The sequence below is a fragment of the Roseomonas sp. CECT 9278 genome, assembly GCF_918698155.1.
Taxonomy (GTDB): Bacteria; Pseudomonadota; Alphaproteobacteria; order Acetobacterales; family Acetobacteraceae; genus Neoroseomonas.
On record NZ_CAKKLX010000048.1, the window covers coordinates 1 to 23,990 of the forward strand.

At 72.6% G+C, this 23,990-nt stretch carries 19 protein-coding genes and 1 pseudogene; 10 read left to right on the forward strand and 10 right to left on the reverse strand.

From position 1 onward, the window contains the following. A pseudogene (locus tag LQ222_RS21895) lies at positions 1-194 on the reverse strand (hypothetical protein); the annotation flags it as partial. A 154-nt stretch (positions 195-348) separates the two neighbouring features. On the opposite strand from LQ222_RS21895, the gene LQ222_RS21900 reads away from it, so the two are divergent. Both LQ222_RS21900 and LQ222_RS21905 read left to right on the forward strand, forming a co-directional pair. Continuing rightward, positions 349-2,796: a PAS domain-containing protein gene (locus LQ222_RS21900; RefSeq protein WP_230168979.1), complete on the forward strand. Its 2,448-nt coding sequence runs from the start codon at positions 349-351 to the stop codon at positions 2,794-2,796. 159 nt (positions 2,797-2,955) lie between these two features. Beyond that, positions 2,956-3,939, forward strand: coding sequence for a GDP-mannose 4,6-dehydratase (locus tag LQ222_RS21905; RefSeq protein WP_230168980.1), 984 nt, complete (start codon positions 2,956-2,958; stop codon positions 3,937-3,939). A 13-nt stretch (positions 3,940-3,952) separates the two neighbouring features. Here LQ222_RS21905 and LQ222_RS21910 read toward each other — a convergent pair whose 3' ends face one another. The 9 genes from LQ222_RS21910 to LQ222_RS21950 are packed head-to-tail and all read right to left on the reverse strand — an operon-like array spanning position 3,953 to position 13,523. Continuing rightward, on the reverse strand, positions 3,953-5,023 hold the full coding sequence (locus LQ222_RS21910; RefSeq protein WP_230168981.1) for a polysaccharide biosynthesis/export family protein: 1,071 nt from the start codon (positions 5,021-5,023) through the stop codon (positions 3,953-3,955). A gap of 8 nt (positions 5,024-5,031) precedes the next feature. Beyond that, positions 5,032-6,207 (reverse strand): glycosyltransferase family 4 protein, encoded by a 1,176-nt coding sequence (locus tag LQ222_RS21915; protein ID WP_230168982.1) that lies wholly within the window; start codon positions 6,205-6,207, stop codon positions 5,032-5,034. 26 nt (positions 6,208-6,233) lie between these two features. Further along, positions 6,234-7,130: a class I SAM-dependent methyltransferase gene (locus LQ222_RS21920; protein ID WP_230168983.1), complete on the reverse strand. Its 897-nt coding sequence runs from the start codon at positions 7,128-7,130 to the stop codon at positions 6,234-6,236. Positions 7,131-7,156: 26 nt separating this feature from the next. Further along, positions 7,157-8,155 (reverse strand): glycosyltransferase, encoded by a 999-nt coding sequence (locus tag LQ222_RS21925; protein ID WP_230168984.1) that lies wholly within the window; start codon positions 8,153-8,155, stop codon positions 7,157-7,159. Continuing rightward, positions 8,152-8,751: a hypothetical protein gene (locus tag LQ222_RS21930; protein WP_230168985.1), complete on the reverse strand. Its 600-nt coding sequence runs from the start codon at positions 8,749-8,751 to the stop codon at positions 8,152-8,154. The genes LQ222_RS21925 and LQ222_RS21930 overlap by 4 nt, the downstream gene beginning before the upstream one ends. Before the next feature lie 3 nt (positions 8,752-8,754). After that, positions 8,755-10,266: a GNVR domain-containing protein gene (locus LQ222_RS21935; RefSeq protein WP_230168986.1), complete on the reverse strand. Its 1,512-nt coding sequence runs from the start codon at positions 10,264-10,266 to the stop codon at positions 8,755-8,757. Then, complete coding sequence (locus tag LQ222_RS21940; RefSeq protein ID WP_230168987.1) at positions 10,263-11,267, reverse strand: GDP-mannose 4,6-dehydratase; 1,005 nt, start codon at positions 11,265-11,267, stop codon at positions 10,263-10,265. The genes LQ222_RS21935 and LQ222_RS21940 overlap by 4 nt, the downstream gene beginning before the upstream one ends. 24 nt (positions 11,268-11,291) lie before the next feature. Next, entirely contained in the window at positions 11,292-11,999 is a 708-nt protein-coding gene (locus tag LQ222_RS21945; RefSeq protein WP_230168988.1) for a sugar phosphate nucleotidyltransferase, read from the reverse strand. Between the two features lie 45 nt (positions 12,000-12,044). Next, positions 12,045-13,523 carry an exopolysaccharide biosynthesis polyprenyl glycosylphosphotransferase gene (locus LQ222_RS21950; protein WP_230168989.1) on the reverse strand — a complete coding sequence of 493 codons (1,479 nt, stop codon included), beginning with the start codon at positions 13,521-13,523 and terminating at the stop codon, positions 12,045-12,047. Between the two features lie 323 nt (positions 13,524-13,846). Between LQ222_RS21950 and LQ222_RS21955 the strand changes: the two genes are divergently transcribed. The 8 genes from LQ222_RS21955 to LQ222_RS21990 are packed head-to-tail and all read left to right on the forward strand — an operon-like array spanning position 13,847 to position 23,988. After that, complete coding sequence (locus LQ222_RS21955; RefSeq protein WP_230168990.1) at positions 13,847-15,160, forward strand: lipopolysaccharide biosynthesis protein; 1,314 nt, start codon at positions 13,847-13,849, stop codon at positions 15,158-15,160. Beyond that, positions 15,157-17,322: a hypothetical protein gene (locus LQ222_RS21960; RefSeq protein ID WP_230168991.1), complete on the forward strand. Its 2,166-nt coding sequence runs from the start codon at positions 15,157-15,159 to the stop codon at positions 17,320-17,322. The genes LQ222_RS21955 and LQ222_RS21960 overlap by 4 nt, the downstream gene beginning before the upstream one ends. Continuing rightward, positions 17,319-18,803 carry an O-antigen ligase gene (locus LQ222_RS21965; protein WP_230168992.1) on the forward strand — a complete coding sequence of 495 codons (1,485 nt, stop codon included), beginning with the start codon at positions 17,319-17,321 and terminating at the stop codon, positions 18,801-18,803. The genes LQ222_RS21960 and LQ222_RS21965 overlap by 4 nt, the downstream gene beginning before the upstream one ends. Continuing rightward, positions 18,800-19,837 (forward strand): glycosyltransferase family 2 protein, encoded by a 1,038-nt coding sequence (locus LQ222_RS21970; protein WP_230168993.1) that lies wholly within the window; start codon positions 18,800-18,802, stop codon positions 19,835-19,837. Before LQ222_RS21965 ends, LQ222_RS21970 begins: the two co-directional genes overlap by 4 nt. Further along, complete coding sequence (locus LQ222_RS21975; RefSeq protein ID WP_230168994.1) at positions 19,834-20,787, forward strand: glycosyltransferase family 2 protein; 954 nt, start codon at positions 19,834-19,836, stop codon at positions 20,785-20,787. Before LQ222_RS21970 ends, LQ222_RS21975 begins: the two co-directional genes overlap by 4 nt. After that, positions 20,784-21,854: a glycosyltransferase family 4 protein gene (locus tag LQ222_RS21980; protein ID WP_230168995.1), complete on the forward strand. Its 1,071-nt coding sequence runs from the start codon at positions 20,784-20,786 to the stop codon at positions 21,852-21,854. Before LQ222_RS21975 ends, LQ222_RS21980 begins: the two co-directional genes overlap by 4 nt. Continuing rightward, positions 21,854-23,029, forward strand: coding sequence for a glycosyltransferase family 4 protein (locus LQ222_RS21985; protein ID WP_230168996.1), 1,176 nt, complete (start codon positions 21,854-21,856; stop codon positions 23,027-23,029). Before LQ222_RS21980 ends, LQ222_RS21985 begins: the two co-directional genes overlap by 1 nt. Beyond that, positions 23,026-23,988, forward strand: coding sequence for a UDP-glucuronic acid decarboxylase family protein (locus LQ222_RS21990; RefSeq protein WP_230168997.1), 963 nt, complete (start codon positions 23,026-23,028; stop codon positions 23,986-23,988). The genes LQ222_RS21985 and LQ222_RS21990 overlap by 4 nt, the downstream gene beginning before the upstream one ends. Positions 23,989-23,990 lie beyond the last annotated feature (2 nt).

Sequence of the window (23,990 nt, forward strand, 5' to 3'; positions counted from 1 at the left end):
GCCTCGCGCGGGCGGGCGGCGCCGGGCGCGGGCTGGCGGGCGGCCTGCACGCGGGCGGGCGGCTCGGGCGGCAGCGGCAGGTCCTCGGGCGGCGGTTCCTCGGTGGCGCAGCCGGCCACCGCCATGGCGGCCGCCACCACCCCGGCCAACGCCACGTTGCGAAACACCGAGCCGCGTCGTCCAATGACCGCCATGGTCCAAGGCTAACACCACCCTGGCGTGCTTTCAGCATCGTGAACGCCGTTTCGTGTCAGCAGCCCGTTAAATGCTTGCAATGGAACAACCTTTGGTTGAACGTTCCGTGATGGCCGGGGGTGTGGGTCCCGCCAGGAGCAGATCGTGCAGGGGATGAGGCAGAGCTCGGGCCGGATGGGGACCCGCGGCACCACCTTGGGTGCGCGGCTGGCGGTGCTTGTCGCCGTCGCGATGCTGCCCTTGCTGGTGGGCGGCGCCGTCCTCGGCGTGATCGAGGGCCGCGCCGAACGCGACGCCGCCGAGGCTCGCCTGGTGGCCGGCGCGCAGGTGGCGGCGCGGGCCATCGATGCCGAGATCGAAGCACGCCGCCAGGCGCTGCTCGCCTTCGGCAGCGGCATCGACGCGACGCGCGTGGCCGCCGACCTTGCGGCCGCCGATGGCGCCGCGCGACGCCTGGCAGATGCGCTCGGCACGCCGCTCGGGCTGCTCGACCGTGGGCTCGGCATGCTGGTCGATACCAGCCAGCCCTTCGGCACGCCGCTGGCCTCCACGCCGGCGATTGCCGCCGGGCTCTGGGCGGTCGAGACCGGCCGACCGCGCGTGAGCGACATGCTGAACGGCCCGGCCGGCGCGCTGCTGCCGCCCATGCTGATGGTGCCCCTGATGCGCGATGGCCGCACCGAGGCCGTGCTGAGCCTGCCGCTGCGGCCCGACCGGCTGGCGGCGGCGATGGGCCCCGGGCGCGCGGTGCTGCTCGACAGCCGCGGGCGGATCGTGGCCTCGCTCGGCGCGCAACCCGCCGACCTGCCGGACTGGCCGGCGCTGGTGGCGTTGCCGCGCGGTGTCGCAAGCCCGGTCGCGACCGCCGGCGGCCCGACGGTCGACGTGGTGGTGGCGGCGCTGCAGGAGGCGCCGGAATGGCGCCTGGTCGCGCTTGGTGCGCCCGCGCCCGCCGTCGCCGGGCTGCTGCCCTGGGCGCTAGGGCTGGTGGTGCTGTGCGCGCTGGGCGCACTCGCCGCCTGGCGCGCCACACTGGGCGGGCTGCGCGCGCCGCTCGACGACCTGCTGCGACAGGCCGACGCGACAACCCTTGCGCTGCGCGAGGACAGCCCCGCCCCTGCCGCGCCGGCGCCATCGGGTCCGGCCGAGATCGCCATGCTCGGTGCCGCGCTGGCCGAGGCCGATGCCGCATCGCGCGACCAGTCGCGGCGCCTGCGCGCCCTGGCCGAGGCCGGCGCGCTGGTGCTGTGGCGCGCCGATGCCGGCGGCGGCTGGATCGAGGCCGCCGGCTGGGCCGGGCTGACCGGCCAGGCCGCGCCCGCCTTCCGCAAGGATGGCTGGGTCGAGATGCTGCACCCCGACGACCGCGCGCCGACCCTGGCCGAATGGGGCCGCTGCCTGGTCGCGCGCCAGACCATCGGCGTCGAGTTCCGCCTGCGCACCGCCGGCGAGGGCACCACCTGGCGCTGGGTGCGCGCGACCGGCGTGCCGGTCTCGACCGAGGACGGCCAGCTGGTCGAATGGGTCGGCGCCGTCCACGACGTGGCCGATGCGCGCGGCGCCGGCACCGCGCATCGCTTCAACGAGGCGCAGGTGCGCCAGACCGTGGCCGAGTTGCGCGCCGTCTATGACAACGTGCCGGTCGGCCTGGCGCTGGTGGACACCACGCTGCGCTTCGTCAACGTGAATGCGCGATTCGCCGCGATCAGCGGCCTGCCGCCCGAGGCCCATGTCGCGCGCGCCCCGCACGACGTGATGCCCGAGGGCCTCGCCACGCCGCTGGAATCCGCGCAGCAGGAAGTGCTGCGGACCGGGCGCCCGGTGCTGGACGTGACCTGCACCGGCCAGGCGCCCGGCGCGGTGCAGCACCTGCGGCACTGGCTCGCCTCCTGCCATCCGGTGAAGGATTCGGATGGCGTGGTCACCGGTGTCTCGGCCGTGCTGCAGGACGTGACGGAGCGCGTGCGCGCCGAGCGGTCGCGCGAATTGCTGGTGACCGAGCTGAACCACCGCGTGAAGAACACGCTGTCCACGGTGCAGTCCATCGCGGCGCAGTCGCTGCGCCGCGCCGGCGGGGATTCGACCGGCTTCGGGCGCGACTTCGTGGGCCGCCTGCAGGCGCTCACGCGCAGCCACGACCTGTTGGCGGAAGGCGGGTGGGAACCCGTCGACCTCGCGCGCGTGGTGCAGGCCGCGCTCGGGCCGTGGCTCGGGAGCGGGCGGGCCATCCGCATCGCCGGCTCCGGGCGCATCCAGGTCGAGGCGCCGCAGGCGCAGGCGCTGGTGCTGGCGCTGCACGAACTTGCCACCAATGCGGTGCGGCACGGCGCGCTGTCGCGCCCCGGCGGCGAGGTCGACACCACCTGGTCGCTCGGCGAGGACGGCATCGCGCATTTCGAATGGCGCGAGAGCGGCGGCCCGCCGGTCAGCCCGCCCAATGCCGAACGCCGCGGCTTCGGCGTGCGGCTGCTGGAGCGCGGGCTGGTGCACGACCTCGGCCCGGGTGCCGAGGTGAAGCTGCAATTCCCCGAGGAAGGCGTGCGCGCCATCCTCAACTTCCGCGTCGGCCTGCCGAGCCTGCTGCGCGCCGAGGCCCGCTGACGCGCCACGCGCGCCCTGCACGCTGCGGTTGCTGGGTGCCGCGCCCCGCGTGATCCAGGCAACACCGCGATGGACCACCAACCTGCGGTTCCTGGCGGCCCCCATGCCGCCCGGCTAGGCTGGTTCGCCGGCAGGACCGGGCATGAGGTGGGCGACGCGATGGCACGCGCTTTGATCACGGGTGTTACCGGGCAGGACGGGGCGTACCTCGCGGCCCTGCTGCTGGAGAAGGGCTACGAGGTCTATGGCCTGCTGCATCGCCATGGCGGTTCGGAAGCGGTGCAGGACCGGCTGCGGCGGCTGGGCTGCGCCGGCGCGGTGCGGATGGTCGATGGCAACCTGATCGACCTGTCGTCGCTGATCCGCCTGCTGCAGAAGGTCCAGCCCGACGAGGTGTACAACCTGGCCGCGCAGTCCTTCGTGCGGATGTCGTGGGACCAGCCGCTGCTGACCACGCAGGTCACCGCGATCGGCACCGCCAACATGCTGGAGGCCGTGCGCATCGCCGCCCCCGGCGTGCGCTATTTCCAGGCGAGTTCGTCCGAGATGTTCGGCCGCGCCGAGACCCCCGCGCAGAACGAGGACACGCTGTTCCACCCGCGCAGCCCCTATGCCTCGGCCAAGGTCTTCGCGCATTGCCTGGTGCAGAACTATCGCGACGCCTTCGGCCTGTTCGGCTGCAACGGCATCATGTTCAACCACGACAGCCCGCTGCGCGGGATCGAGTTCGTGCTGCGCAAGATCACCGACGGCGCGGCGCGCATCAGCCTCGGCCTCGCGAGCGAGCTGCCGATGGGCAACCTGGAGGCACGGCGCGACTTCGGCCATGCGCGCGACTACGTGCGCGCGATGTGGCTGATGCTGCAGCAGGACAAGCCGGCGGACTACGTGGTGGCCACCGGGCGCGCCGCATCGATCCGCGACCTGTGCCGGATCGCCTTCACGCACATGAACCTGGACTGGGAGGCGCATGTGAAGGTGGACCCCGCATTCCTGCGCCCGGCGGATGTCGATGTGACGGTGGGCGACGCCACACGCGCGCGCAGCGTGCTGGGCTGGGTGCCGGAGACGAGCCTCGAGGAGATGATCGCCGAGATGGTCGAGGCCGACCTGCGCCGCTGGCGCGCCAACGCCGCGGCGTGATGCGCCGCCGTCCTCAGTTCGGGAAGCGCAGCGTATTGCCGTAGTTGAACGAGATCGACGTGCCGTTGAACAGGAAGATCTGGCGGATCACCTGGTCGACGAAGCGGCCCACGCGCGCCACCTGCGTCGGCGGCACCCAGACCGTGGCGTTGGGCGGCACCACCATGTCCTCCTCGATCGCGAGGTCGTTCATCACGCGTTCCAGGTTGACCAGCCGCACGCGCGCGCGTCCCGCCGGGTCGAAATACAGCACCCGCACCTGGTCCATCGCGCCCGTGGGCATCGGCCCGCCGGCGGCCGCGACCAGTTGCAGCAGCGTGCGCGGGGATGGCGCCGGGATCGCGCCGGCCTGGCGGACCTCGCCGAAGACGAAGATCTGGTTGGCGGCGATCTGCGACAGCCGCGCGCTCACGGTCACGCCGCCGACCTCGCGCGCATAGCGGGCATTGAGCGCGGCGGTGAGTTCATTGAGCGTCATGCCCGCCGCCGGCACGCCCTGCGCCAGCGGCAGGTCCACCACGCCATCGGGGCGCACCAGCGCGGTGCGGGCGCGCCCGTCGGCGCCGTTGCGAACCACCTCGGCCAGGTCCTCGGTCGGCGTGGTGAAGCGGCGGATGATGACGGTGACGACCGGCGTGCGCGCGACATCCGCATAGCGCCGCGCCACCGCGGCCGATAGGTCGGCGGGCGTCAGGCCGATCGCGCGGAGTTCGCCCTTGCCGGGCAGCGAGATCATCCCGTCCGGGCGCACCATCATCTGGCGGTTGAGGTCGCGGTTGAAGTCGAAGTCGAGTTCGAGCTCGTCGCCGATGCCGATGCGATAGGGGCGCAGGCGCTGGTTGTCGGCGTGGTAGAACACCTCCACCCGGTCGCCGGGCTGGAGCCGATAGGTGCCCGAGCCGCGCAGCAGCCCGTCGCCGACCAGGCGCGCCGCTGCCTCGCGCTGCTCCGGCGTGGCGTCGTCGAAATAGACCGGGTCCTCGTTGATGCCGCGGTCGAAGCTGCGCGGCGTCTCGCAGGCCACCAGCAGCATGGCGAGCGCGATGCACCAGAAACGTACGGGCGCGAATCGGTGCAGGGCCATGCGGCAGCCTAGCCCATCGCCGCGCCGGCGGATGCCCCTTGCGGGGCCAGCAGCGCCTCGTAGCGCGGCGCCAGCGCCGCCCAGGAGAAGGCCTCGGCCCGCGCGCGGCACAGCGCCTCGGTCCGCGGCAGCCGCGCGAGGCCGGCACTGCGCACCATCGCCTCGGCCAGCCCGGCGATGTTGGTGGCGGCGTGGCGGAAGGCGCCCGGCGCGAACAGCGTGCCGATCGCCGGGTCGTCGACGATGTCGGGCGTGCCGGCATGGTCGCAGCCGACCACCGGGGTGCCGGCGGCCAGCGCCTCGATCAGCACCATCCCGAGCGCCTCCCACACCGCCGGGTTGACCACGATGGTCGCGGCGGCGAGCAGCCGCGGCAGGTCGTCGACCGCGCCGACATCGTGGAAGTCCAGCTCCGCCTGCAGCCCGCCCGGCAGCGCGGCCCGGATGGCAGCGCGCACCGGCGCGGAGGCGCGCCCGGAATAGCCCAGCCGCGCCGTCGCCCCCAGGCGCGGGCGCGCCGCCGCATAGGCCTGTGCCAGCAGCAGGGCGCCCTTGCGCGGTTCGTCGGCGTCGCCCACGAACAGCACGCGCACCGTGCCGTCGGATGATGCGGGCTTCGCCACGGCGGCGAAGGGCGCGGTGTCGACCGGGGCGGGCAGCAGCACGCCGCCGTGGCCGAATTCCGCCTGCAACCGCGCCGCGGCGAAGCGCGAGATCACCACGATCGCATCCGCCCCGGCCAGCACGCGGCGATAGGCCAGCCCATCCAGCGGCGTGCGGCGGAAATAGGCGCGCACCGGAATGCCGGTCATCGCCGCGACAAGGCGGAAGCGCGCGCCGGCGCGGCGCGCCAGCAGCGCCCCGGCGGCGTCCTGCCAGCCCAGGCACAGCACGGCGTCGTAGCCCCCGGTGCCGAGCGCGCGCCGCAGGTCCCAGGCAAACAGGTGATGGCGCGTGAGCTGCCGCGCGCGCACCAGCAGCGCCGGCGGTTCGCGCAACGGCAGGAAGGCGTAGCGCACCGCGCCGCGAGTCTCCTCCCCGCCGCCGGGCATGGCAGGCGTGGTGGAGATGGCCGTGACATCATGCCCGCGCGCCGCCAGCACGCGCGCCGCATCGGCCAGCAGGCGTTCGGACCCGCGGCGGATCTCCGGCCAGCAGGTGCCGTGGGTGATGGCGATGCGCATGCGCGCCAGGCAGCCGCGGCGCCCCGTCACACGCCGGCGGCGAAGACGGCGTGCCAGATCGACGGCGGCAGCCCGCGCTGGCCGTACTTGAAGCGCGACACTTCCTCGACATTCTCGAAGCCGGCATCCTCGACCATCGCGCGCAGCGCCTCGGCGCCCAGGCGCCACCAGATGTTCTGCCCGCGCCCGCCCTGGTACTGCATCAGCGGCACGCCGCCGGTGCCGCGGTCGAGGTCGGGGAAGATCACGTCGGAGATGATGGCGCGCCCGCGGCAGACGCTGCGGATGGCGGTCAGCGCGCGCACCGGGTCGCGCAGGTGCAGCAGCAGGTCGCCCACATGCACCAGGTCGAACATCCCGGCGCGCTCGGGCGACAGGTCATAGACGTTGCAGTGCAGCGGCTGGACCTTGCTGTCGAGCGCCTCGCGCGCCAGGGCGAAGCCGCGGCCGAAGGCGAAGGACAGGTCGGCTTCGGTCATGGCGGCGCGGGTGCGCGGCGGCAGGTCGATCTCGCGCTTCTCGCGCACGTCGAGCGCGACCACCTCGGCGGCGCCGCGGCGTTCGAACTCGAAGGCCCAGAAGCCGTCGAAGGTCGCGACATCGAGCACGCGCAGGCCATCGAGCCGCGGCGGCAGCCGGTAGCGCGGCAGCAATTCGCGATGGTCGTAGTAGCCCGGGGTCACGATGCCATGCGGCAGTTCGAGGGTGTGGTACCAGGTCAGCGCCCCGACGCGCTCCGCCAGCGCGGCGGCCTCAGGCCCGCCGGAGGTCGCCACCGGCGGCGCGACGGGCGGCTGCGCGTCCTCGAACACCGGGGCGGCGTCGCGGCGCGGCCGGCGGGCGCTGAACTCCAGCCCGACCTCGCTGCGATCGGCGAAGACCGTGGTCCGCAGGCCGAGGACCGAAAGCGTCTTGCGTGGCATCGGGGTCTCTCCGTCGGTGAAGGGCGTCACAGGACCAGCGAGCGGAATCGCACACTGCCATAGGCCAGAGTCAGTGATGTCAGGCACATGCGAAGCACCTCGCCCGAGGTCTTGAGCATGCGTTCGCCGAAGCCGAGCGTGGCGGGATTGCGGCGCGGCCGCAGCGCGCTGGCCACCAGGCAGAGCGGGCCGACCGGCAACAGCCAGGGCTGCCAGGCCGAGGCCGCCAGCCAGGTGACGAAGCCCGCCGACAGCACGCTGCCCCAGGGGAAGAAGAACACGCGCCAGGTCAGCAGTTCGTCGCGCAGCTCCGGATGCCGGCGCACCAGCTCGGGCAGCGCAAAGAGCCGCGTCGGCTCCATCAGCCAGTTGAAGGTCGAGAGCTGCTCGATCTCGTGCCGCATCACCGCATCCGACACGAAGCGGCGCGCATGGCCGGCCTTGATGATCCGCCAGGCGAGGTCGGTGTCGGCGCATTCGGTGGCGCGGCCGAGCGGATCCTCGAAGCACAGCGCCACGTCGAAGCCGCCGAAGGCGCGGAACACGTCGCGCCGGAAGAAGGCATTGGCGGTCGGGAAGGTCGGGTGTTCGACCGGCGCCTGGAAGGTCAGCTTCGAGGTGACGGTGACCGGCTGCTCCGGCTTGGCCAGCACCGGGCCGGTCACCAGCGCGACGGCCGGGTCGGCGAAGGGCACAATCCCCGCCGCCAGCCACCCCGGTTCCGGCCGGCAATCGCTGTCGGTGAAGGCGATCACCGGGGCGCGGGCGATCTCGACGCCACGGTTGCGCGCCGGCGCGGGGCCGCGGTCGGTCTCCATGCGCGTGCAGGTCACGGTCAGGCCGAATTCGCGCCGCGCGCGATCCGCCACCGCCGCGAGGTCGTCGGTCGAGACATTGTCCATCAGGACCACCTCGAACCGGTCGCGCGGGAGGGTCTGCGCGCCGAGGCCCCGGAAGCAGTCCCACAGCATCGCCGCGCGGTTCTTGCAGGAAATCACGACGCTGACGTCGGGCATGGTGGTCATCGCAGCAGCCTGTCGATCCAGCCGGGAACCACCTCGCGCCGCTGGTTCAGCACGGCGCCGATCACGCCGACCTGCGCCTGCGCCAGGTCCTGCTGGAGGCGCTCGATTGCCTCCGCCGGCAGGTTGCCCGCGCGGATCACGATCAGCGCCTGGCCGCAGCAGCGCGCGGCGATCATCGCCGCCGGCCCGGCATCTGCCGCCGGCGCATCGACCAGCACGACATCGAAGCGCGCCGTGCCGGCCGCCACGACCAACGCCGACAGGCGCGGGCGCAGCGCCGGCAAGCCCCCCTCCGCGACCACCAGCGCCAGCGGCGCCGCGCTGCGCGCCACGGCATCGTCGGCCAGGATCGCCGGCGGCGCGCCGAGCCGCGCCAGCGCATCGCCGACCGGCAGCCGCCCGCCGGCCAGGTCGACCAGCAGCACGCGCAGGCCGAGCACGCCGGACAATTCGCGCGCCAGCAGCGCGGTGCAGGTGGTCACGCCCTCGCGCGCCGCCGCCGCGGTGACGGCGAGAGCGAGCGGTGCGCCGCGCTCGGCCTCCTGCGCGATCACCGCCGCCGCGCGGGCGAAATGCCGGTCGAGACCCGAGGCCATGGTTCAGGCGACCTGCAGGGGCCGGCGCACCCGCGGCGCCACCGCCAGCACGCGCAGGCCGAGCCGCGATTCGACATCGCGGCGCCCATAGACCCGCTGGTCGAAGAAGCTGCGCACCACGATCCAGGCCAGCGCCAGAACCACGCCGACCGCCGCCGACAGCACGATCAGCGACATCTTGCGCATGCCGACCGGCGCGGCGTTGGCCGCCGGTCGCTGGACCAGCTGGACATTGCCGATGCGCGCTTCCTCGAGGGCCGCGACCGACAGCGCGTCGTTCAGCTTGTTGTCGTTGAATTCGTAGGCGCGCCGGGCGGAATCGACGTCGCGCCGAAGTTCGTACCAGCGCGGCAGGTCGGCCTGCAGCGCGTCGAGTTCCTGCTGGAGCGTCGCGCGCTGGCGTTCGCGGGCCTCAAGCTGCTGGCGGCGCTGGGCGAGCGTCGCGCGCACCTGCTCGGTCAGTTGGCGCGACAACGCCGCCATCTCGGCGCGCTGGCGGCGGATATTGACGTCCTGCGGGTTGAGCGTGGTCTGCGACCCCGCGCTGCGCGCACCCAGCGTCGCGAGCTCGGTGGCGAGGGTCTGCTGCAGCGGATTGCCCGCGAGCGCCACGCCCGACAGCGATTCGTCGCCCGCCGCCTGGGCGGCCTGGAGCTGGTCCATCGCGGTGCGCGACAGGTCGAGGTCGAGCGTCGCCGCCTGGATCGCCGTATCGGCCTCGGCCAGGCGCCGATGCAGGGTCGATCGCTGCTCGTCGGGGTTGAAGATGCCGTTGGCGCGCTCGAAGGCGGCGAGCGCCGCCTCGGTATCCTGCAGGCGCTGGGAGGTGTCGCGCCGGCGGTCGGTGAAGAAGGCGACCGCCTGGCTGCCCTGGAACATCGCCCCGCGCATCTCGAAATACAGGTCGAGCAGGTCGCGCAGCAGCGGCTCGGGCAGCGCGCGGTCGTTCCAGAACACGCGCGCGCTGATGACGTTGCTGTTCGGCGCCGCGGTCAGCAGCAGGGAACCGGCGATCGCCTCGATCGCGGCCTGCTGCGGCGTCAGGCGCGGGCGCAGCCCGATGGTGATGAGGAATTCGTCGAGCGCCTCGCGCGCGCCGAACCACGTCGCGCGCGCCCCTTCGCGCAGCCGGCCGAACAACGATGTCGGCACCGGGCGCGGCGCCGGCGTCAGGTCGATGCGCTCGACCAGCCGCGCGATCAGGTCGCGCGAGCGGATCAGTTCCATTTCGCTGTTCACATGGCTCGGCGTGGTCGCGATCAGCGCCTGGCGGTCGGCCAGCATGGTGGGCAGCGGCGCCTGCTCCTGGCCCAGGCGCACCAGGATCTTGGCCTCGGCCACCCAGGCATCGCCGCGGATGAGGAAGGCGTAGCCCGCCGCGAAGACCACCGCGAGGGTGACGATCGCGACGGCGCTCCAGATGCGGCGGAACACCAGCTCCGCCAGTTCGTTGAGAGAGACCGCGGGCAGCAGCGCGCCGAGGCCCGCCGGCGCGGGGCCGGCAGGCGGTGTCATGGGCGCTGGCCCGCCGTGCCGGCCAGCCAGGCGCGGTACCAGGCCACCGTCTCATCCAGGGCCGCCTCCAGCGTGAAGGCCGGCTTCCAGCCCAGCATGCGCCGCGCCTTGGCGGCCGAGAGATGCTGTTCGGGGATCTCGTTGGTGGCCTCACCCAGGATGATCGGTTCCAGGTCGGCCCGCCCGGCCGCGGCCAGGATGCGCTGCACCAGCGCGACCACGGACATCGGCTGCTCGGTCGAGAAGTTGAAGGCCTCCCCGTGCAGCGCGCGGTCCTCCATCGCCTCGGCCAGCGCGAGATAGGCGAAGACCACGTCGCGCACGTAGATGTAGTCGCGGATCATGCTGCCGTCGGAGCGCAGGATCGGGCGTTCGCCGTTGATCGCCCAGCGCGCCACGCCGGGCACGATGCGGTTGAAGTTGAGATCGCGCCCGCCGAAGAAATTCCCCGCCCGCGTCACGCAGACCGGCAGGCCGTAGGTGTGGTGGTAGGTCTGCGCGATGATGTCGGTGCAGGACTTTGATGCGTCATACGGATGCCGCCCGTTCAGCGGCATGGTCTCGTCATAGGGCAGGCTCGGGGCCGTGCCATAGGCCTTGTCGGACGACGCGACGACGATGCGCTTCACCCGCCCGCCCAGTTCGCGGCAGGCGTCGAGCACATTCCAGGTGCCGCGGATATTCGCCTCGAAGGTCGATCGCGGATTGCGGTTGGCGATCCCCACGATCGGCTGCGCGCCCAGGTGCAGCACGGTGTCGGCCTCATGCTCGTTGATCGCGCGCAGGATGGTCTCGTAGTCCTCGAGCGCGCCGTAGACGGTGAAGTGGGGTTCGGTCTGCGGATCGTCGCGGCGCGACAAGTGCCGCCCCAGGTCGCGCACATAGCCGATGGTGGTCGCCCCGCGGGCGTTGAGCTCCTTGACCGTCCAGGACCCCAGGAAGCCCGAGGACCCGGTCACCAGCACGCGCTTGTCGGCCCAGAAGCCGTCGTTCGAACCCATGGTATGGAATGCCCCTCGTGCGGTTCAGGCGGCCGCGGCCGTGCGCATCCAGGGGGCGCGCCCCTCGGCGAACATCGCCTCGATTTCCTGCTGGTCCTTGTAGGTGTCCATCGACTTGAAGAACCCGTCGTGCCGATAGGTCGCGAGGTTGCGCCCGGGCAGCAGGCCGGGGAACACGTCGCGCTCCAGGTTCTCGCCCTGCCAATGGTCGAAGATGCGCTTCTCCATCACGAAGTAGCCCGCGTTGATCCAGTGCTCGCGCAGCACCGGCTTCTCGCGGAAGTCCGAGATCACGCCGGCGGCGTCGGCCTCGATGGTGCCGTATTGCGATCGCAGCGGCACCGAGGTGATGGTCGCGAGCTTGCCCATGCGACGATGGAAGGCCAGCAGGTCGCCCAGGTCGACATCCGACAGGCCGTCGGCATAGGTCGCCATGAAGGTGTCGCGCAGCAGGTGGCGGCAGCCCCAGATGCGCCCGCCGGTGTCGGTGGCAGCGCCGGTATCCACGATGTCGACCTTCCAGCCGAAGTTCCGGCCGTCGAAATAGTCGAGGATGATCTCCTTGCGGTAGCCCACCGAGATGACGAATTCGGTGATGCCCTGCCGGGCGTAGATGTCCATCACGCGCAGCAGGATCGGCTTGCCGCCCACCGGCATCATCGGCTTGGGCAGGTATTCGGTGTACGGGTAGGCGCGGGTGCCCGAGCCCCCGGCCAGGATCACGACCTGCATCTCATCTGCTCCTTCGCATGGGCGCGCGCGGCGCCGGGGTCGCGTTCAGAAGGCGTTGTCGCAGCGCATCCCGCGCGTCAGCGTCGCGACCAGGATCCGCATGTCCATCCACAGCGTCCAGTGCTCGACGTAATGGAGGTCGTAGTCGAGCCGCCGCTGCGCCTTTTCCATGCTGTCCACCAGGCCGCGCTGGCCATTGACCTGCGCGAGGCCGGTGATGCCGGGCTTCATGCGGTGGCGCGCGGCGTAGTGGCGCACGATCTCGTGGTAGTAGCGCCCGCCGACCTGCATCTCGACCGGATGGGCGCGCGGCCCGACCAGCGACATCGTGCCCAGCAGCACGTTGAACAGCTGCGGCAGCTCGTCGATGCTGGAGGACCGCAGGAAACGCCCCACGCGCGTCACGCGCGGGTCGCCGCGCAGGGTGGCCAGCCGGCCGGTGGCATCGCAGCGATCGGCATACATGGTGCGGAACTTGAAGATCATGATCGGCCGGTTGCCCAGGCCGAAGCGCCGCTGGCGCAGCAGCACCGGCCCCGGGCTGTCGAGCCGTATCGCCAGCGCCGCCAGCAGCATGACCGGCGCCACCATCACCAGCAGCCCCGCGCTGACCAGCAGGTCCTCGGCGCGCTTCACGAAGCCGCGCCAGTCGCGCAGCGGCCGCCCCCAGACCTCGAGCGCGAGCCGCCCGCCCATCATGCGCGGCGCGCCCGCCGGCAGGTCATAGGCCGCGAGATCGGGTGCGAGGCGCACATCGACCGGCAGGTCGCGCAACTGCATGCAGACCGCGGCGATGCGGTCGGGGTCCGACCACGGCAGCGCCACGATCACCGCATCGAGCCCAAGGCCCGGTGCCTCGTGCACCAGGTCGGCCAGGCGCCGATGCATGCTGTCGAGGCCCGGTGCCTCCGGCGTGTCGATGCCATAGACGCCGAGCACCGCCACCTGGCCCGCGAGCCCCGGCTGCGCCAGGTGGTCGACCAGGCGCTGCGTGTGCTCCGCGCCGCCCACGATGGCGATGCGCTCCGCCAGGCGACCTTCGGCGCGCCAGCGGCGCATCCGCATCGCCGCGAGGACGCGCCAGCCCGCCAGCGCGCCGGCGCCGGCCACCGACCACCCGACCAGCCAGCCGCGCGTGACCGCCACGCCGCCATCCCACAGGTAGGCAACGGTGATGGTGAGCATCAGCGCCAGGCCCCAGGTGGCCAGCAGCCGGCCGACCGCGCCGATGCGCCGGTCGAGCAGATCGGCGCGGTACTGCCCGCCGGCCGCCGCGAGCGCGAGGAAGAACATGGTGCCGACCAGCGTGGCGGCGGCGTGGCGGGCGCCCTCGCCGTCCCCGTCGGTATCGACCAGCTGGCTGACCGCCACCCCGGCGCCGATGGCGATCACGCCATCCACCGCGGGCAGCAGGCCGGCCAGCACGGCGACGGACCGGCGCACCAGGGCGGTCGGCGCCGCCGCGGTCAGCAACGGTATGGCGCGCAGTCCGGGCTCCGCCTCGGCGAGGGGGCCGCGCGTCATCGCCGCACCTGCGGCCCGGCCCAGGGTTCTGCTCGCGCGGGCATCATCACGAATCTCCCCCGTCCGAGGCGCTGGTCCCGTGACCCGATCGTGGCGCTGCGGCACCGTATCCCGGCACCAGCCGCCGCATCCCGATCACGGTCGAAACATGCACAATTCCCTGGCCGGCATCCTGCCGCCCAGTCGCCTCCAAGCCCGGCCTCCGCCCCGTGGCGGCGTGGGCACAGTCTGGCATGGCTTCCGTTGCGTAACAATCTGCCCCAATCTCCGCATGTGGAACGGGGGCCGAATTCGTGGAACGAGCGCCGGCGCCGTCCGGGCGCATGCTGACACGCAGCGCCCTGGCGCTCGGCCTGAAGGGCATGATCGTCGCAGCGGGCTTTGGCATGCAGATCGTCCTCGCACGTACCCTCGGCCCCGAGGGACTGGGGGTCTATGCAACGTTTCTGTCGATGGTGACGGTGCTCTCGGTCACAGGCGGCTTCGGCATGCCGCTGGCGGCGATCCGCTTCATCCCGGTCTACGCGGCAACCGGCGAGGCGGCCCGCCTGCGCGGCTTCATCCGCACCGCGCAGTGGCTGCTGGCCACGAGCTCGGTCGGGATCGCGGCGGCGTTCTGGCTGGCCTTCGCCCTCACGCCGTCGCTGCGGGACCAGGCGGGGCATGCCCTCGCCGCGGCGGCGATCATTCCATCTTTCGGATTCGTGACGCTTGCTGCGGGAATGTTGCAGGCGATGGGACAACCCCTGCGCGCGGAGCTGCTGGCCGGCCTGGCACGCACGCTGCTGGTGGGGGTGCTGGTGCTCGTGGCAGGCCTGCTTGGCCTCGCCGACCCGGCGGTCGCGCTGTGGCTCACCGCGCTGGCCGCCGCGATCGCCTGGGCCGCCGCGCTGCCGGCCGTTCGGCGCGCCATGCCGGTGCCGCGGTGCGGCCCGCGATCGACCGAGGATCGGCGCCGCTGGATCGATGCCGGCCTCGCCTTCGTGCTGGCCATGGCGGCCGTGTCGCTGGTCGAGCGGCTCGATACCATCATGCTCGGCACGCTGGTGGGGGCGGAGGCGGCCGGCGTGTACAGCGTCGCGTCGCGGCTGGCGCTCACGGTGGCGCTCGCCTCCACCTCGGTGCTGTCGCTCATGGCGCCGGCCATGGCACGCCAGGCGGCCGCGCAGGACACTGACGGCCTGCGCCGCACGGTGGCGGTCGCGGTGGCGCTGATGGTCGGGCTGGCGGCGGCGATCGCGGTGGTGCTGATCGCCGCCCTGCCCTGGCTGCTGCCCGCCTTCGGCCGCGGATTCGAGGATGCCGCCGGGCCGCTCGCGATCCTGCTCGGCGGGCTGGTCGCGGTCGCGGCCTGCGGGCCGGGCGGCGGGCTGCTGGCCCTGGCCGGGCACAACCGCGCGACCGTAGCCTGCGCGTTCGGCGCTGTGATCCTGGACATCGTGCTATGCCTGCTGCTGGTGCCAGTCTTCGGGTCGGAAGGCGCCGCCGTGGCCACCGTCGCCACGCTGTTCGCGCAGGCGGCGACACAGGCGGTCGTGGTGCGGCGGCTCCTGGGGGTGGATCCGACGCTGCTCGGTGCGCTCCGGCTGGCCTGGCGGTCCTCGGGACCAGGCGCACGAGGCGAGGGGCAGGGATGATACGCACCGTTCTGGCGCTGCTGCTGGTCGTCGCGACCGGCGCACTTCCCGCCCGCACGCAGCCGTTGATCGAGAACGGGTCGTTCACCGAGGGCGGCACGCCGCCAGCCGGATGGGTGCTCGATGCCGCGACCGCGCCCAAGGGGCGGATGCGCCTCGTGGCGGCGCCGGCGGGCATGGCCGGCCGGATGCTCGAATTGTCGCCCAATGCGCGCAACACGCCGAGCGACAAGCCCTATGGCATCGGGCAGTTGCTGCCCGCCTCGGCGGTGCGCGGGCGGCGGCTGGCTGTCTCGGCGGCGCTGGGCGCGACCGGCGGGGCGCAGGCGGTGCTGGGCCTGGTGGTGCTGCGCGGCGGCGCGGATGCGGGGTCGATCGTGATGACCAGCGCGGCCGCCGACGGCACGCTGGCGAGCCGGCAGGACAGTATCGAGGTCCCCGACGACCCGGCGGTGGAAGGCGCGGTGCTGTTCATCGTCGCGAGCGGCACCAGCGGCACCGCGCTGTTCGCCGCGGTCTCGATCACCGCGGGCGGTGCGGCGCCATCCCCGCGCGCGGCGGCCCCGGCTGCCCGGGCGGCGGCGCGCGCGGCGCCCGCGCCCGACATTCCCGCCCGCGTGCGGGTGGACACCACGGCGGTGCGCCGGATGATCCCGCGCGAGATCTTCGGCACCAATGTCGAGATGATCCGCGACGCCAACGGGCTGTGGGACTCGCAGCGCAACCGGCTCGACCCGACAGTGGTGCGCATGGCGCGCGACATGGGCGTGACGCTGGTGCGCTTCCCCGGCGGCGTGTGGTCGGATGCCTATGACTGGCGCCACGGGATCGGCCCGCAATCGGCCCGCGCCACGACGCCGATGGTGCCGGGCGACACCGAACGCGTGCGCCATTCCTTCGGCACGGACGAGGCCCTGGCCTTCGCGCGGGAGATCGGCGGCAGCCTGCTGATCACGGTCAATGCCGGCACCGGCACGCCGGCGCTCGCGGCCGACTGGGTGCGCTACGTCAATGGCGAGGGCGGGCGCAGCCCGCGCAACGGCCGCGTCACCTGGTGGGAGATCGGCAACGAGCTCTACATGGCCGGCGATTCCTCCGGCGGCGCCACCACGCCGCGGCGCTATGCCGAACGGCTGGTGGAATTCGCCCGTGCCATGCGCGCCGTCGATCCCGAGATCCGCATCGCCGCGATCGGGCTGCGCAATTTCGGCCGCTACCGCTTCAACAGCCACGACGACTGGAACGAGGTGGTGCTGCGCCGCGCCGGCGCCGAGATCGACCTGCTGGCGGTGCACAATGCCTATGCGCCGGTGCTGGCGGATTCGCGCGGGCTCGATGCGCTGGATGTCTATGCGGCGATGTGGGCCTTCCCGCAGCTGGTGGCGCGCAACCTGGCGGATACCCGGGCCGAGATCGCGCGCTTCGCGCCCGAGCGGGCCGGGCGGATCGGCGTCGGCGTGACCGAATGGGGGCCGCTATTCGCGATCGACCCGGCCTCGGCGTTGATCGACCACGTCAAGACCATCGGCTCGGCGATCTATGTCGCCTCGGTGCTGCGGGCCTTCGCCGAGGAGCCCTCGATGCTGCTCGCGAACTTCTTCAAGCTCAATGAATCGCTGTTCATGGGCTGGATCGGGCGGCGCGGGAATGGCTGGGCCATGACCGCCCCGGCCATGGCCTTCCGGATGATCGCGCGCGGCATGGAAGGCGGCCTGCTGTCCGCCACCACCGAGGTCGCGACCTATCGCAGCCGCGCCATCGGCTACATGGATGCCGTCGCGGCCGCGCCGTATCTCGACGTGCTCGCGAGCGCCACGCCCGACCGCCGCACCGTGACGGTGCTGCTGATCAACCGGCATCCGAACGCCGCCATCGCCGCCCGCCTGACGCTGGGCGGCGCCGGCGGCGCGGCGTCGCTGGCGACCGAGACGCTGGTCGCCGACGCGGCGGATGCCCATACCGGCACCGAGCTGCTGCGCGTGCCAGGCGTGCGCTGGGGCGACCAGGCGCGTGCGGGCGCGCATGGACGCTTCCACCTCGGCGCCGAGCAGGAGGTGCGCCTCGAACGCGAAACGCTCGGCGCGACGGGGGCGGAGCGGCTGGTGCGCGTGCCGCCCCACGCCATCATGCTGCTGCGCTACGAAGGCCTGCGCGCGCCGTGAGCAGCGCCCCGCTGCCGGCGCGGCTGGTCGGGCTCACGGGCGTGGTGGGCGCGGCGCTGCTGGCCGTGGCGCTGGGCGCCATGATCCCGCAGCTCGGCCTCAAGGGGCTGGTCGGTGTGGCCGGGCTCGCCGGCGCGGTGGCGCTCGCGATGCTGACCGGCCGCCCGCGCGAGGTCCTGCTGGTCGGCTACATCGTGGCGCTGACCTATAACCGGCAGTATTTCGACGCCTTCGTCGCGGTCTTCGACACGCCGGCCAATGCGGGGCTGTTCTGGACGCCGGCCGACCTGATGCTGCTCGCGATGGTCGGCGTGACGGCGCTGCAGCGCGCGCTCGGCCGCGGCGCGCCGGCACGGCCGGGCCACGAGCTGTCGATCGCGCCGGTGCTGCCCTTCCTGGTGGCGGCGTTGCTGACCACGCTGGCCGCCGACCGCCCGGACCTCGCGATGACGGACACGGTGCGGGTGGTGAAGTTCGCCCTGGTGCTGGCCTGGCTGCAGTGGAACATGGACCGCCCGCTGTGGATCGCCGCGGTGGTCGGGCTGACGCTTGCGATCCTGATGCAGGCTGCGCTCGGGATGATGCAGGTGCTGCTGCGCGCCGATGGCGGGCTGTCGGCCGTGCTGGCCGGCCAGGGCGCGATCGACATCGAGGAACTGGGCTTCAACCGCGCTTCCGGCTCGCTCGCGCATCCCAATGTTCTGGCGGCCTACCTGCTGCTGCTGGTGCCGGCGGCCTTCGGCGTCGTGGCCTTCGCGCGGCATCCGCTGCTGCGCCTGGCCGGCATCGCGATCAGCCTGGTCGGGCTGGCGGCGATGCTGGTGACAAAGTCGCGCGCGCCGGGGGTGCTGTTGCTCGGCGCGCTGCCGCTGGTGGTGGCCTGCGGCGTGGCGCTGCGCGCCATCCCGGCGCGGCTGGCGATCGGCGGCATGATCCTGGGCAGCTGCGCGCTGGCCGCGGCGCTGCTGCCCTTCCTCGGCGACATCATCGAGCGGTTCAGCGGCGACTTCAGCGAATCGATCGATTTCCGCGCCGACTACAACCGCGCCGCCGTGCTGGTCTTCGACGACGCGCCGCTGCTCGGCGTGGGCTTCGGCGCATCGAGCGCGCGGATGGCGGAATTCGTCCCGCTGATTGCGCTCGAAATCCAGGCACTGGCCGAGGTCGCGGCGAGTGCGAGCGTGCGCGCCGCCGCGCCGGTGCACAACGTGTACCTGCTCATCCTCGCGGAGGCCGGCGCGATCGGCCTGGCGGGCTTCGTGCTGCTGCTGCTGGCGGGGCTGCTGCGCGGGGTGCGCGCCATCGCGGCGACACGCGGGGCGGTGCGCGGCATCTGTGTCGGCTTCACCATCGCGATCCTGCTGGAGGCGGTGCAGCAGACGGTCGACTTCTCGCTGTGGCTCGACCCGTCATGGTACACCTATGCGCTGGTGCTGGCGCTGCTGGGCAGCGCGCCACGCCTGTGGCCGGCCACGCCATGACGCCGATCCTGTTCGTCATCCCGACCTTCAACCGCGCGCGCGACCTGCCGCGCACCATCGCCGCGATCGCCGCGCAGGATTGGCCGCCGGAGGCGATCGAGGTGCTGGTGGTGGACAATGGATCGACCGACGACACGCCCGCGGTGCTGGAAGCCCTCGCGCCGCGGCTGCCGGTCCGGCTGCGCACGCACCGCAAGGCGCCCGAAGGGCCGGCGGCCGCGCGGGGCTTCGGCCTCGCGCAGGCGCCGGCGGACGGCTTCGTGGCTTTCGTCGACAGCGATGTCGAACTCGACCCGGGCTGGACGCGCGCGGCGATGGCCGCCTTCGCGCAGGACCCGTCGGTCGCGATGGTGGGTGGCTGCGTGGTCTTCGCGCATGACCGGACGATGCTGAATGCCTATGGCGGCGCGATCTCCCCGCTCGGCCTGTGCTGGGACCTCGACGAAGGGGCGCCGCGCGCCGCCGCCGCGCAAGCGCGCGACGTGCTGTGGATGAACGCCTCCGCCATCCTGGCGCGGGTCGCACCGCTGCGCGCGGCGGGCGGTTTCGACGATGCCTTCTTCTACGGCTACGAGGAACCCGACCTGGGATTGCGGCTGGCGCTGGCGGGGCAGCGCGCGCGCGTGGTGCCGGGCGCGGTCGCGATCCACCATGTCGGCACCGAGATCGGGCCGAGCCATCCCACCATGGTCTTCCACTACGGCAAGAACCGGCTGCGGATGGGGCTGAAGTGCTTCGGCGCCGCCCGGCTGGCCTGGTGGCTGCCGGCGATCATCGCCTACAGCCTGGCCGATGCGCTGGCGCACCGCCCGCGGCGCGCCAGGCTGCGGGCCCTGCTGTGGAACCTGCGGCACCTCGGCGCGACGCTGGCGCTGCGCCGCCAGGCCCAGGCCACGCGCCGCCTGCCCGACAGCCGCGCCTTCGCGCTGATGACATCGCGCTGGTTCCCCGCACAGCGCCTCGGCGGGCTGCGCCGGCGCCCGGTCGGGGGCATCGCCGCCGGGCAGGCCGCCGACGACAGGACCGCGCCGTGACGCCGCCCTTCGTCAGCGTGATCGTGCCGACGCATCGCCGGCCCGTGCTGCTGGAACGCCTGCTGCGGTCGCTGGTCGCGCAGGACTGGCCACGCGACCGCTTCGAGATCATCGTCGTGCACAACGCCACGCCGGACGACACCGCCGCGCGCGTCGCGCGCATCGCCGCCGGGAGCGACGTGCCCATCGCCTATGTCGCCACCGCCTTCTCCGGCCCCGGGCCGTCGCGCCATTTCGGCGCCGGCCAGGCGCGCGGCGACATCCTGGCCTTCACCGACGACGACTGCGAAGCGACGCCCGGCTGGATCGCCGCCGGCGCGCGCGCCATCGCCGGCGGCCTCGCGCTCGTGCAGGGGCGCACGCTGCCGCATCCGGGCCAGCCGCGCCGGCTGCTCGAGAAGACCGTGAGCGTCACCGGCCCCACCCCCTATTTCGAGACCTGCAACATCTTCTACGACGCCGCCGCCTTCCGCGCCGTGGGCGGCTTCCCCGAGGATTTCCGCGAACGCTTCTACGGCGAGGATACCGCGCTCGGCTGGGCGGTGCGCATGGCCGGATACCCCACCGGCTATGCGCCCGATGCGCTGGTCCATCACGAGGTCTTCGCGGTGTCGTTCCTCGATTGGCTGATGCAGCCGCGCGCGATGCGCCACTGGCCCTTCATCGTGCGCGCCTATCCGGCGCTGCGGCGCGAATTGTTCCTGGGCTACTTCCTGTCGCCGCTGAGCGCCTGCTTCACGCTGTTCGCGATCGGCCTGGCGGGCGCGGTGCTGCACCCGGCGCTGCTGCTGCTCACGCTGCCTTACCTGGCGATCCGCTTCATCGACCGCGGGCGGCTGCGCAACCCGCTGCACCTTGCCGCGCGCTTCGTCTTCGGGCTGCCGCGCGCCGTGGTGCTGAGCGCGACGCTGCTGGCCAGTTCCATCCGCGCCAGGACCCTGGTGCTGTGACCGTGCGATCGATCCTGCTGGTGCACGAGGTCTTCCCGCCGGATTTCCGCGGCGGAGGCGAACGCATCGCGCTGCGCACCGCCACCGCGCTGATGGCCCGCGGCATCGCGGTCGAGGTACTGACCACCGGCGACCCCGCCATCACCAGCATCGAGGGCGTGCCGACCCGCCGGATGCGCATCCCGCGCCAGGCGATGGCGCTGCGGATCGGCGCCATTGCGCGCGCGGCACGCCGCCACGACCTGGTGCATGCCTTCAACTACAACGCCGCTCTGCCGGCGCTGGCCGCCGCCCGCATCGCGCGCCGCCCGGTCGTGTGCGAGATGCTGGGCCTGTTCGGCGACGGCTGGCTGCGGCTGAAGGGGCCACTTGGCGGGCGCCTGCACATGATGCTCGAACGCAGCATCCTGCGGGCATCCTACGACCGCATGATCTTCCTGTCGGAGGCCTCGCGCCAGGCCGGCATCGCCATGGGCACCAGCGCCACGCGCAGCCTGGTGATCCACCCGGGCATCGAGGATGGCGGCTTCCCACCGGCCGCGCTGCGCGAGGACTTCGTCCTGTTCGCCGGGCGGCTCGATGAACGCAAGGGGTTCCATCACGTCGTCGCGGCGGCACGCGCGCTGCCGCACATCGCCTTCCGCGCCTGCGGCTGGGGACCGGACACCGACGCGTTGCGCGCCGCCGCGCCGCCCAACCTGGTGGTCGAGGAAGGCCGCTCCGGCGACCTGTATTGGCGGCTGCTGTCGCAGGCGCGCATCTTCCTGTTCCCGACCTATGCCGAGACCTTCGGCCTGGTGGTCGCCGAGGCGATGGCCGGCGGCTGCGCCGTGGTCTCCTCGCTCGACACCATCCCCTTCGCCGGGCATCGCCACGCGCCGGGCGACGAGGCGGCGATGATCGCCGCGATCGCCAGGCTGTGGGAGGATCGCGCCGCCTGCACCGCCGCGGGCCTGGACAACCGGCACCTCGCCGCCGCCTACAGCTGGGACAGGCATGCCGCGCGGCTCACCGAGCTGTACGCCGAGATGCTGCCGGCCGGCCGCGCTTCGCCCAAGGAGGCATGATGCGCATCGCGCTGTATCACCCCTGGATCTACCTGAAGTCGGGCCTGGAGCGGACGCTGTTCGAATACCGCGCGCGCTCGCGCCACGAGGTCACGCTCTACACCAGCCGCTTCGCGCCCGCGGACACCTATCCGGAACTGCGCGATTCCGGCGTGGTCGAATTGCCGCGCGTCTCGGTGAAGCGCACCTATCTCGGCGCGATCTCGGGCGCGGCGCGCATCGCGACCACCCGCATCGACCCCGCGCGGTTCGACGCCCTGGTCGTGTCCTGCGACGGGCTGGGCGACCTGCTGACGCTGCGCAACCGCGACAAGCCCATCCTGGCGCTGGTCTTCACGCCGCTGCGCGCGGTGTTCGACGAGGTCTACCGCGAGCGTGCGCTCGGCCGGCTCGGGCCGTTCCGGCCGCTCGGCCTGGTGGCGGAGGCCGCCTTCAAGGCGCTGGATCGCGCCTGCTGGCGCAACTACGACACGGTGGTCGCGATCAGCGACACGGTGCGCGGGCGCATCCTGCGCGGCGGCCTGCGCCCGCAGGGCGATGTCGGTCTCGCCTATCCCGGCATCGCGGCCGCGCGGATCACCGGCGGCGCGAAGCCCGAGCCCTATTTCCTGATCGCCGGGCGGATCATGTGGACCAAGAACATCCGCCTCGGCCTCGAAGCCTTCGCGCTGGCCAAGCGCGACCTGCCCGGCTGGCGGCTGGTCGTCGCCGGCATGGTCGACGACAAAAGCCGCGCGATCGCCGAGGAGCTGATGGCGCGCGGCCGCGAGATCGGCGATGTCGAGTTCCACACCGACAATACGGATGCGCAGATGCAGGCGCTGCAGGACCGCTGCACCGCGCTGCTGTTCACCGCCTTCAACGAGGATTGGGGCCTGACGCCGCTCGAAGCCATGGCCGCCGGGCGGCCGGTTGTCGCGGTGGATCGCGGCGGCCCGCGCGAGAGCGTGCAGGACGGCGTGACCGGCTTCCTCACGCCCGACGATCCGGCGGCCTTCGCCGAGCGGATGCTGCAGCTCGCGCGCGATCCCGCCCTGGCCGCCCGGATGGGCGCGGCGGGGACCGAGCGCGCGCGGCTCTTCACCTGGGACGCATTCGTGGACAAGCTGGACGACGCCGTCGAACGCATGGTCGAGGACCGTCGCCGGCGCAAGGAAGGGACGACGAACAGATGATCTCACGCAAGCGCGTGCTGGTGACCGGGGGGGCGGGCTTCATCGGCTCCCACCTGTGCGAACGGCTTCTCGCGCAGGGCCACCAGGTCCTGTGCGTCGACAACTACTTCACCGGCACGCGCGACAACATCGCGCACCTGCTGGCGCACCCGCAATTCGAGGCGATGCGCCACGACGTGACCTTCCCCCTGTATGTGGAGGTCGACGAGATCTACAACCTGGCCTGCCCGGCATCGCCGGTGCACTACCAGTTCGACCCGGTGCAGACGACCAAGACCTCCATCTCCGGCGCGCTCAACATGCTGGGCCTGGCGAAGCGGCTGAAGGCCAAGGTGCTGCAGGCCTCGACCAGCGAGGTCTATGGCGACCCCGAGGTCCATCCGCAGACCGAGGACTACCGCGGATCGGTGAATCCGCTCGGGCCGCGGGCCTGCTACGACGAAGGCAAGCGCTGCGCCGAGACGCTGTTCTTCGACTACCGGCGCCAGCACAATGTCCGCATCAAGGTGGTGCGGATCTTCAACACCTACGGCCCGCGCATGCACCCCAATGACGGGCGCGTGGTGTCCAACTTCATCGTCCAGGCGCTGTCCGGCCAGCCCATCACCATCTATGGCGAGGGCACCCAGACGCGGTCCTTCTGCTTCGTCGACGACCTGGTGGAAGGCCTGATGCGCCTGATGGACACGCCCGACGACGTGACCGGCCCCGTCAATATCGGCAACCCGCACGAGATCACGGTGCGCGAACTGGCCGAACGGGTGATCGGCCTGTGCGGCACCGGCACCGCGCTCGAGAAGCGGCCGCTGCCGCAGGACGATCCGACGCGGCGCTGCCCGGATATCGGCCTGGCCCGCCGCCTGCTCGGCTGGGAGCCGAAGGTGCCGCTGGAGGACGGGCTGGCGCGCACCGTCGCGTATTTCGAGGCGCGGCTGCGCACCAACCTGCCCACCGCCTGACG

Coding starts and splice junctions, on each gene's coding strand:
- LQ222_RS21900 (WP_230168979.1), top strand. CDS start 349: ATGAGGCAGAGCTCGGGCCGGATGGGGACCCGCGGCACCACCTTGGGT.
- LQ222_RS21905 (WP_230168980.1), top strand. CDS start 2,956: ATGGCACGCGCTTTGATCACGGGTGTTACCGGGCAGGACGGGGCGTAC.
- LQ222_RS21910 (WP_230168981.1), bottom strand. CDS start 5,023: ATGGCCCTGCACCGATTCGCGCCCGTACGTTTCTGGTGCATCGCGCTC.
- LQ222_RS21915 (WP_230168982.1), bottom strand. CDS start 6,207: ATGCGCATCGCCATCACCCACGGCACCTGCTGGCCGGAGATCCGCCGC.
- LQ222_RS21920 (WP_230168983.1), bottom strand. CDS start 7,130: ATGCCACGCAAGACGCTTTCGGTCCTCGGCCTGCGGACCACGGTCTTC.
- LQ222_RS21925 (WP_230168984.1), bottom strand. CDS start 8,155: ATGACCACCATGCCCGACGTCAGCGTCGTGATTTCCTGCAAGAACCGC.
- LQ222_RS21930 (WP_230168985.1), bottom strand. CDS start 8,751: ATGGCCTCGGGTCTCGACCGGCATTTCGCCCGCGCGGCGGCGGTGATC.
- LQ222_RS21935 (WP_230168986.1), bottom strand. CDS start 10,266: ATGACACCGCCTGCCGGCCCCGCGCCGGCGGGCCTCGGCGCGCTGCTG.
- LQ222_RS21940 (WP_230168987.1), bottom strand. CDS start 11,267: ATGGGTTCGAACGACGGCTTCTGGGCCGACAAGCGCGTGCTGGTGACC.
- LQ222_RS21945 (WP_230168988.1), bottom strand. CDS start 11,999: ATGCAGGTCGTGATCCTGGCCGGGGGCTCGGGCACCCGCGCCTACCCG.
- LQ222_RS21950 (WP_230168989.1), bottom strand. CDS start 13,523: ATGACGCGCGGCCCCCTCGCCGAGGCGGAGCCCGGACTGCGCGCCATA.
- LQ222_RS21955 (WP_230168990.1), top strand. CDS start 13,847: ATGCTGACACGCAGCGCCCTGGCGCTCGGCCTGAAGGGCATGATCGTC.
- LQ222_RS21960 (WP_230168991.1), top strand. CDS start 15,157: ATGATACGCACCGTTCTGGCGCTGCTGCTGGTCGTCGCGACCGGCGCA.
- LQ222_RS21970 (WP_230168993.1), top strand. CDS start 18,800: ATGACGCCGATCCTGTTCGTCATCCCGACCTTCAACCGCGCGCGCGAC.
- LQ222_RS21985 (WP_230168996.1), top strand. CDS start 21,854: ATGCGCATCGCGCTGTATCACCCCTGGATCTACCTGAAGTCGGGCCTG.
- LQ222_RS21990 (WP_230168997.1), top strand. CDS start 23,026: ATGATCTCACGCAAGCGCGTGCTGGTGACCGGGGGGGCGGGCTTCATC.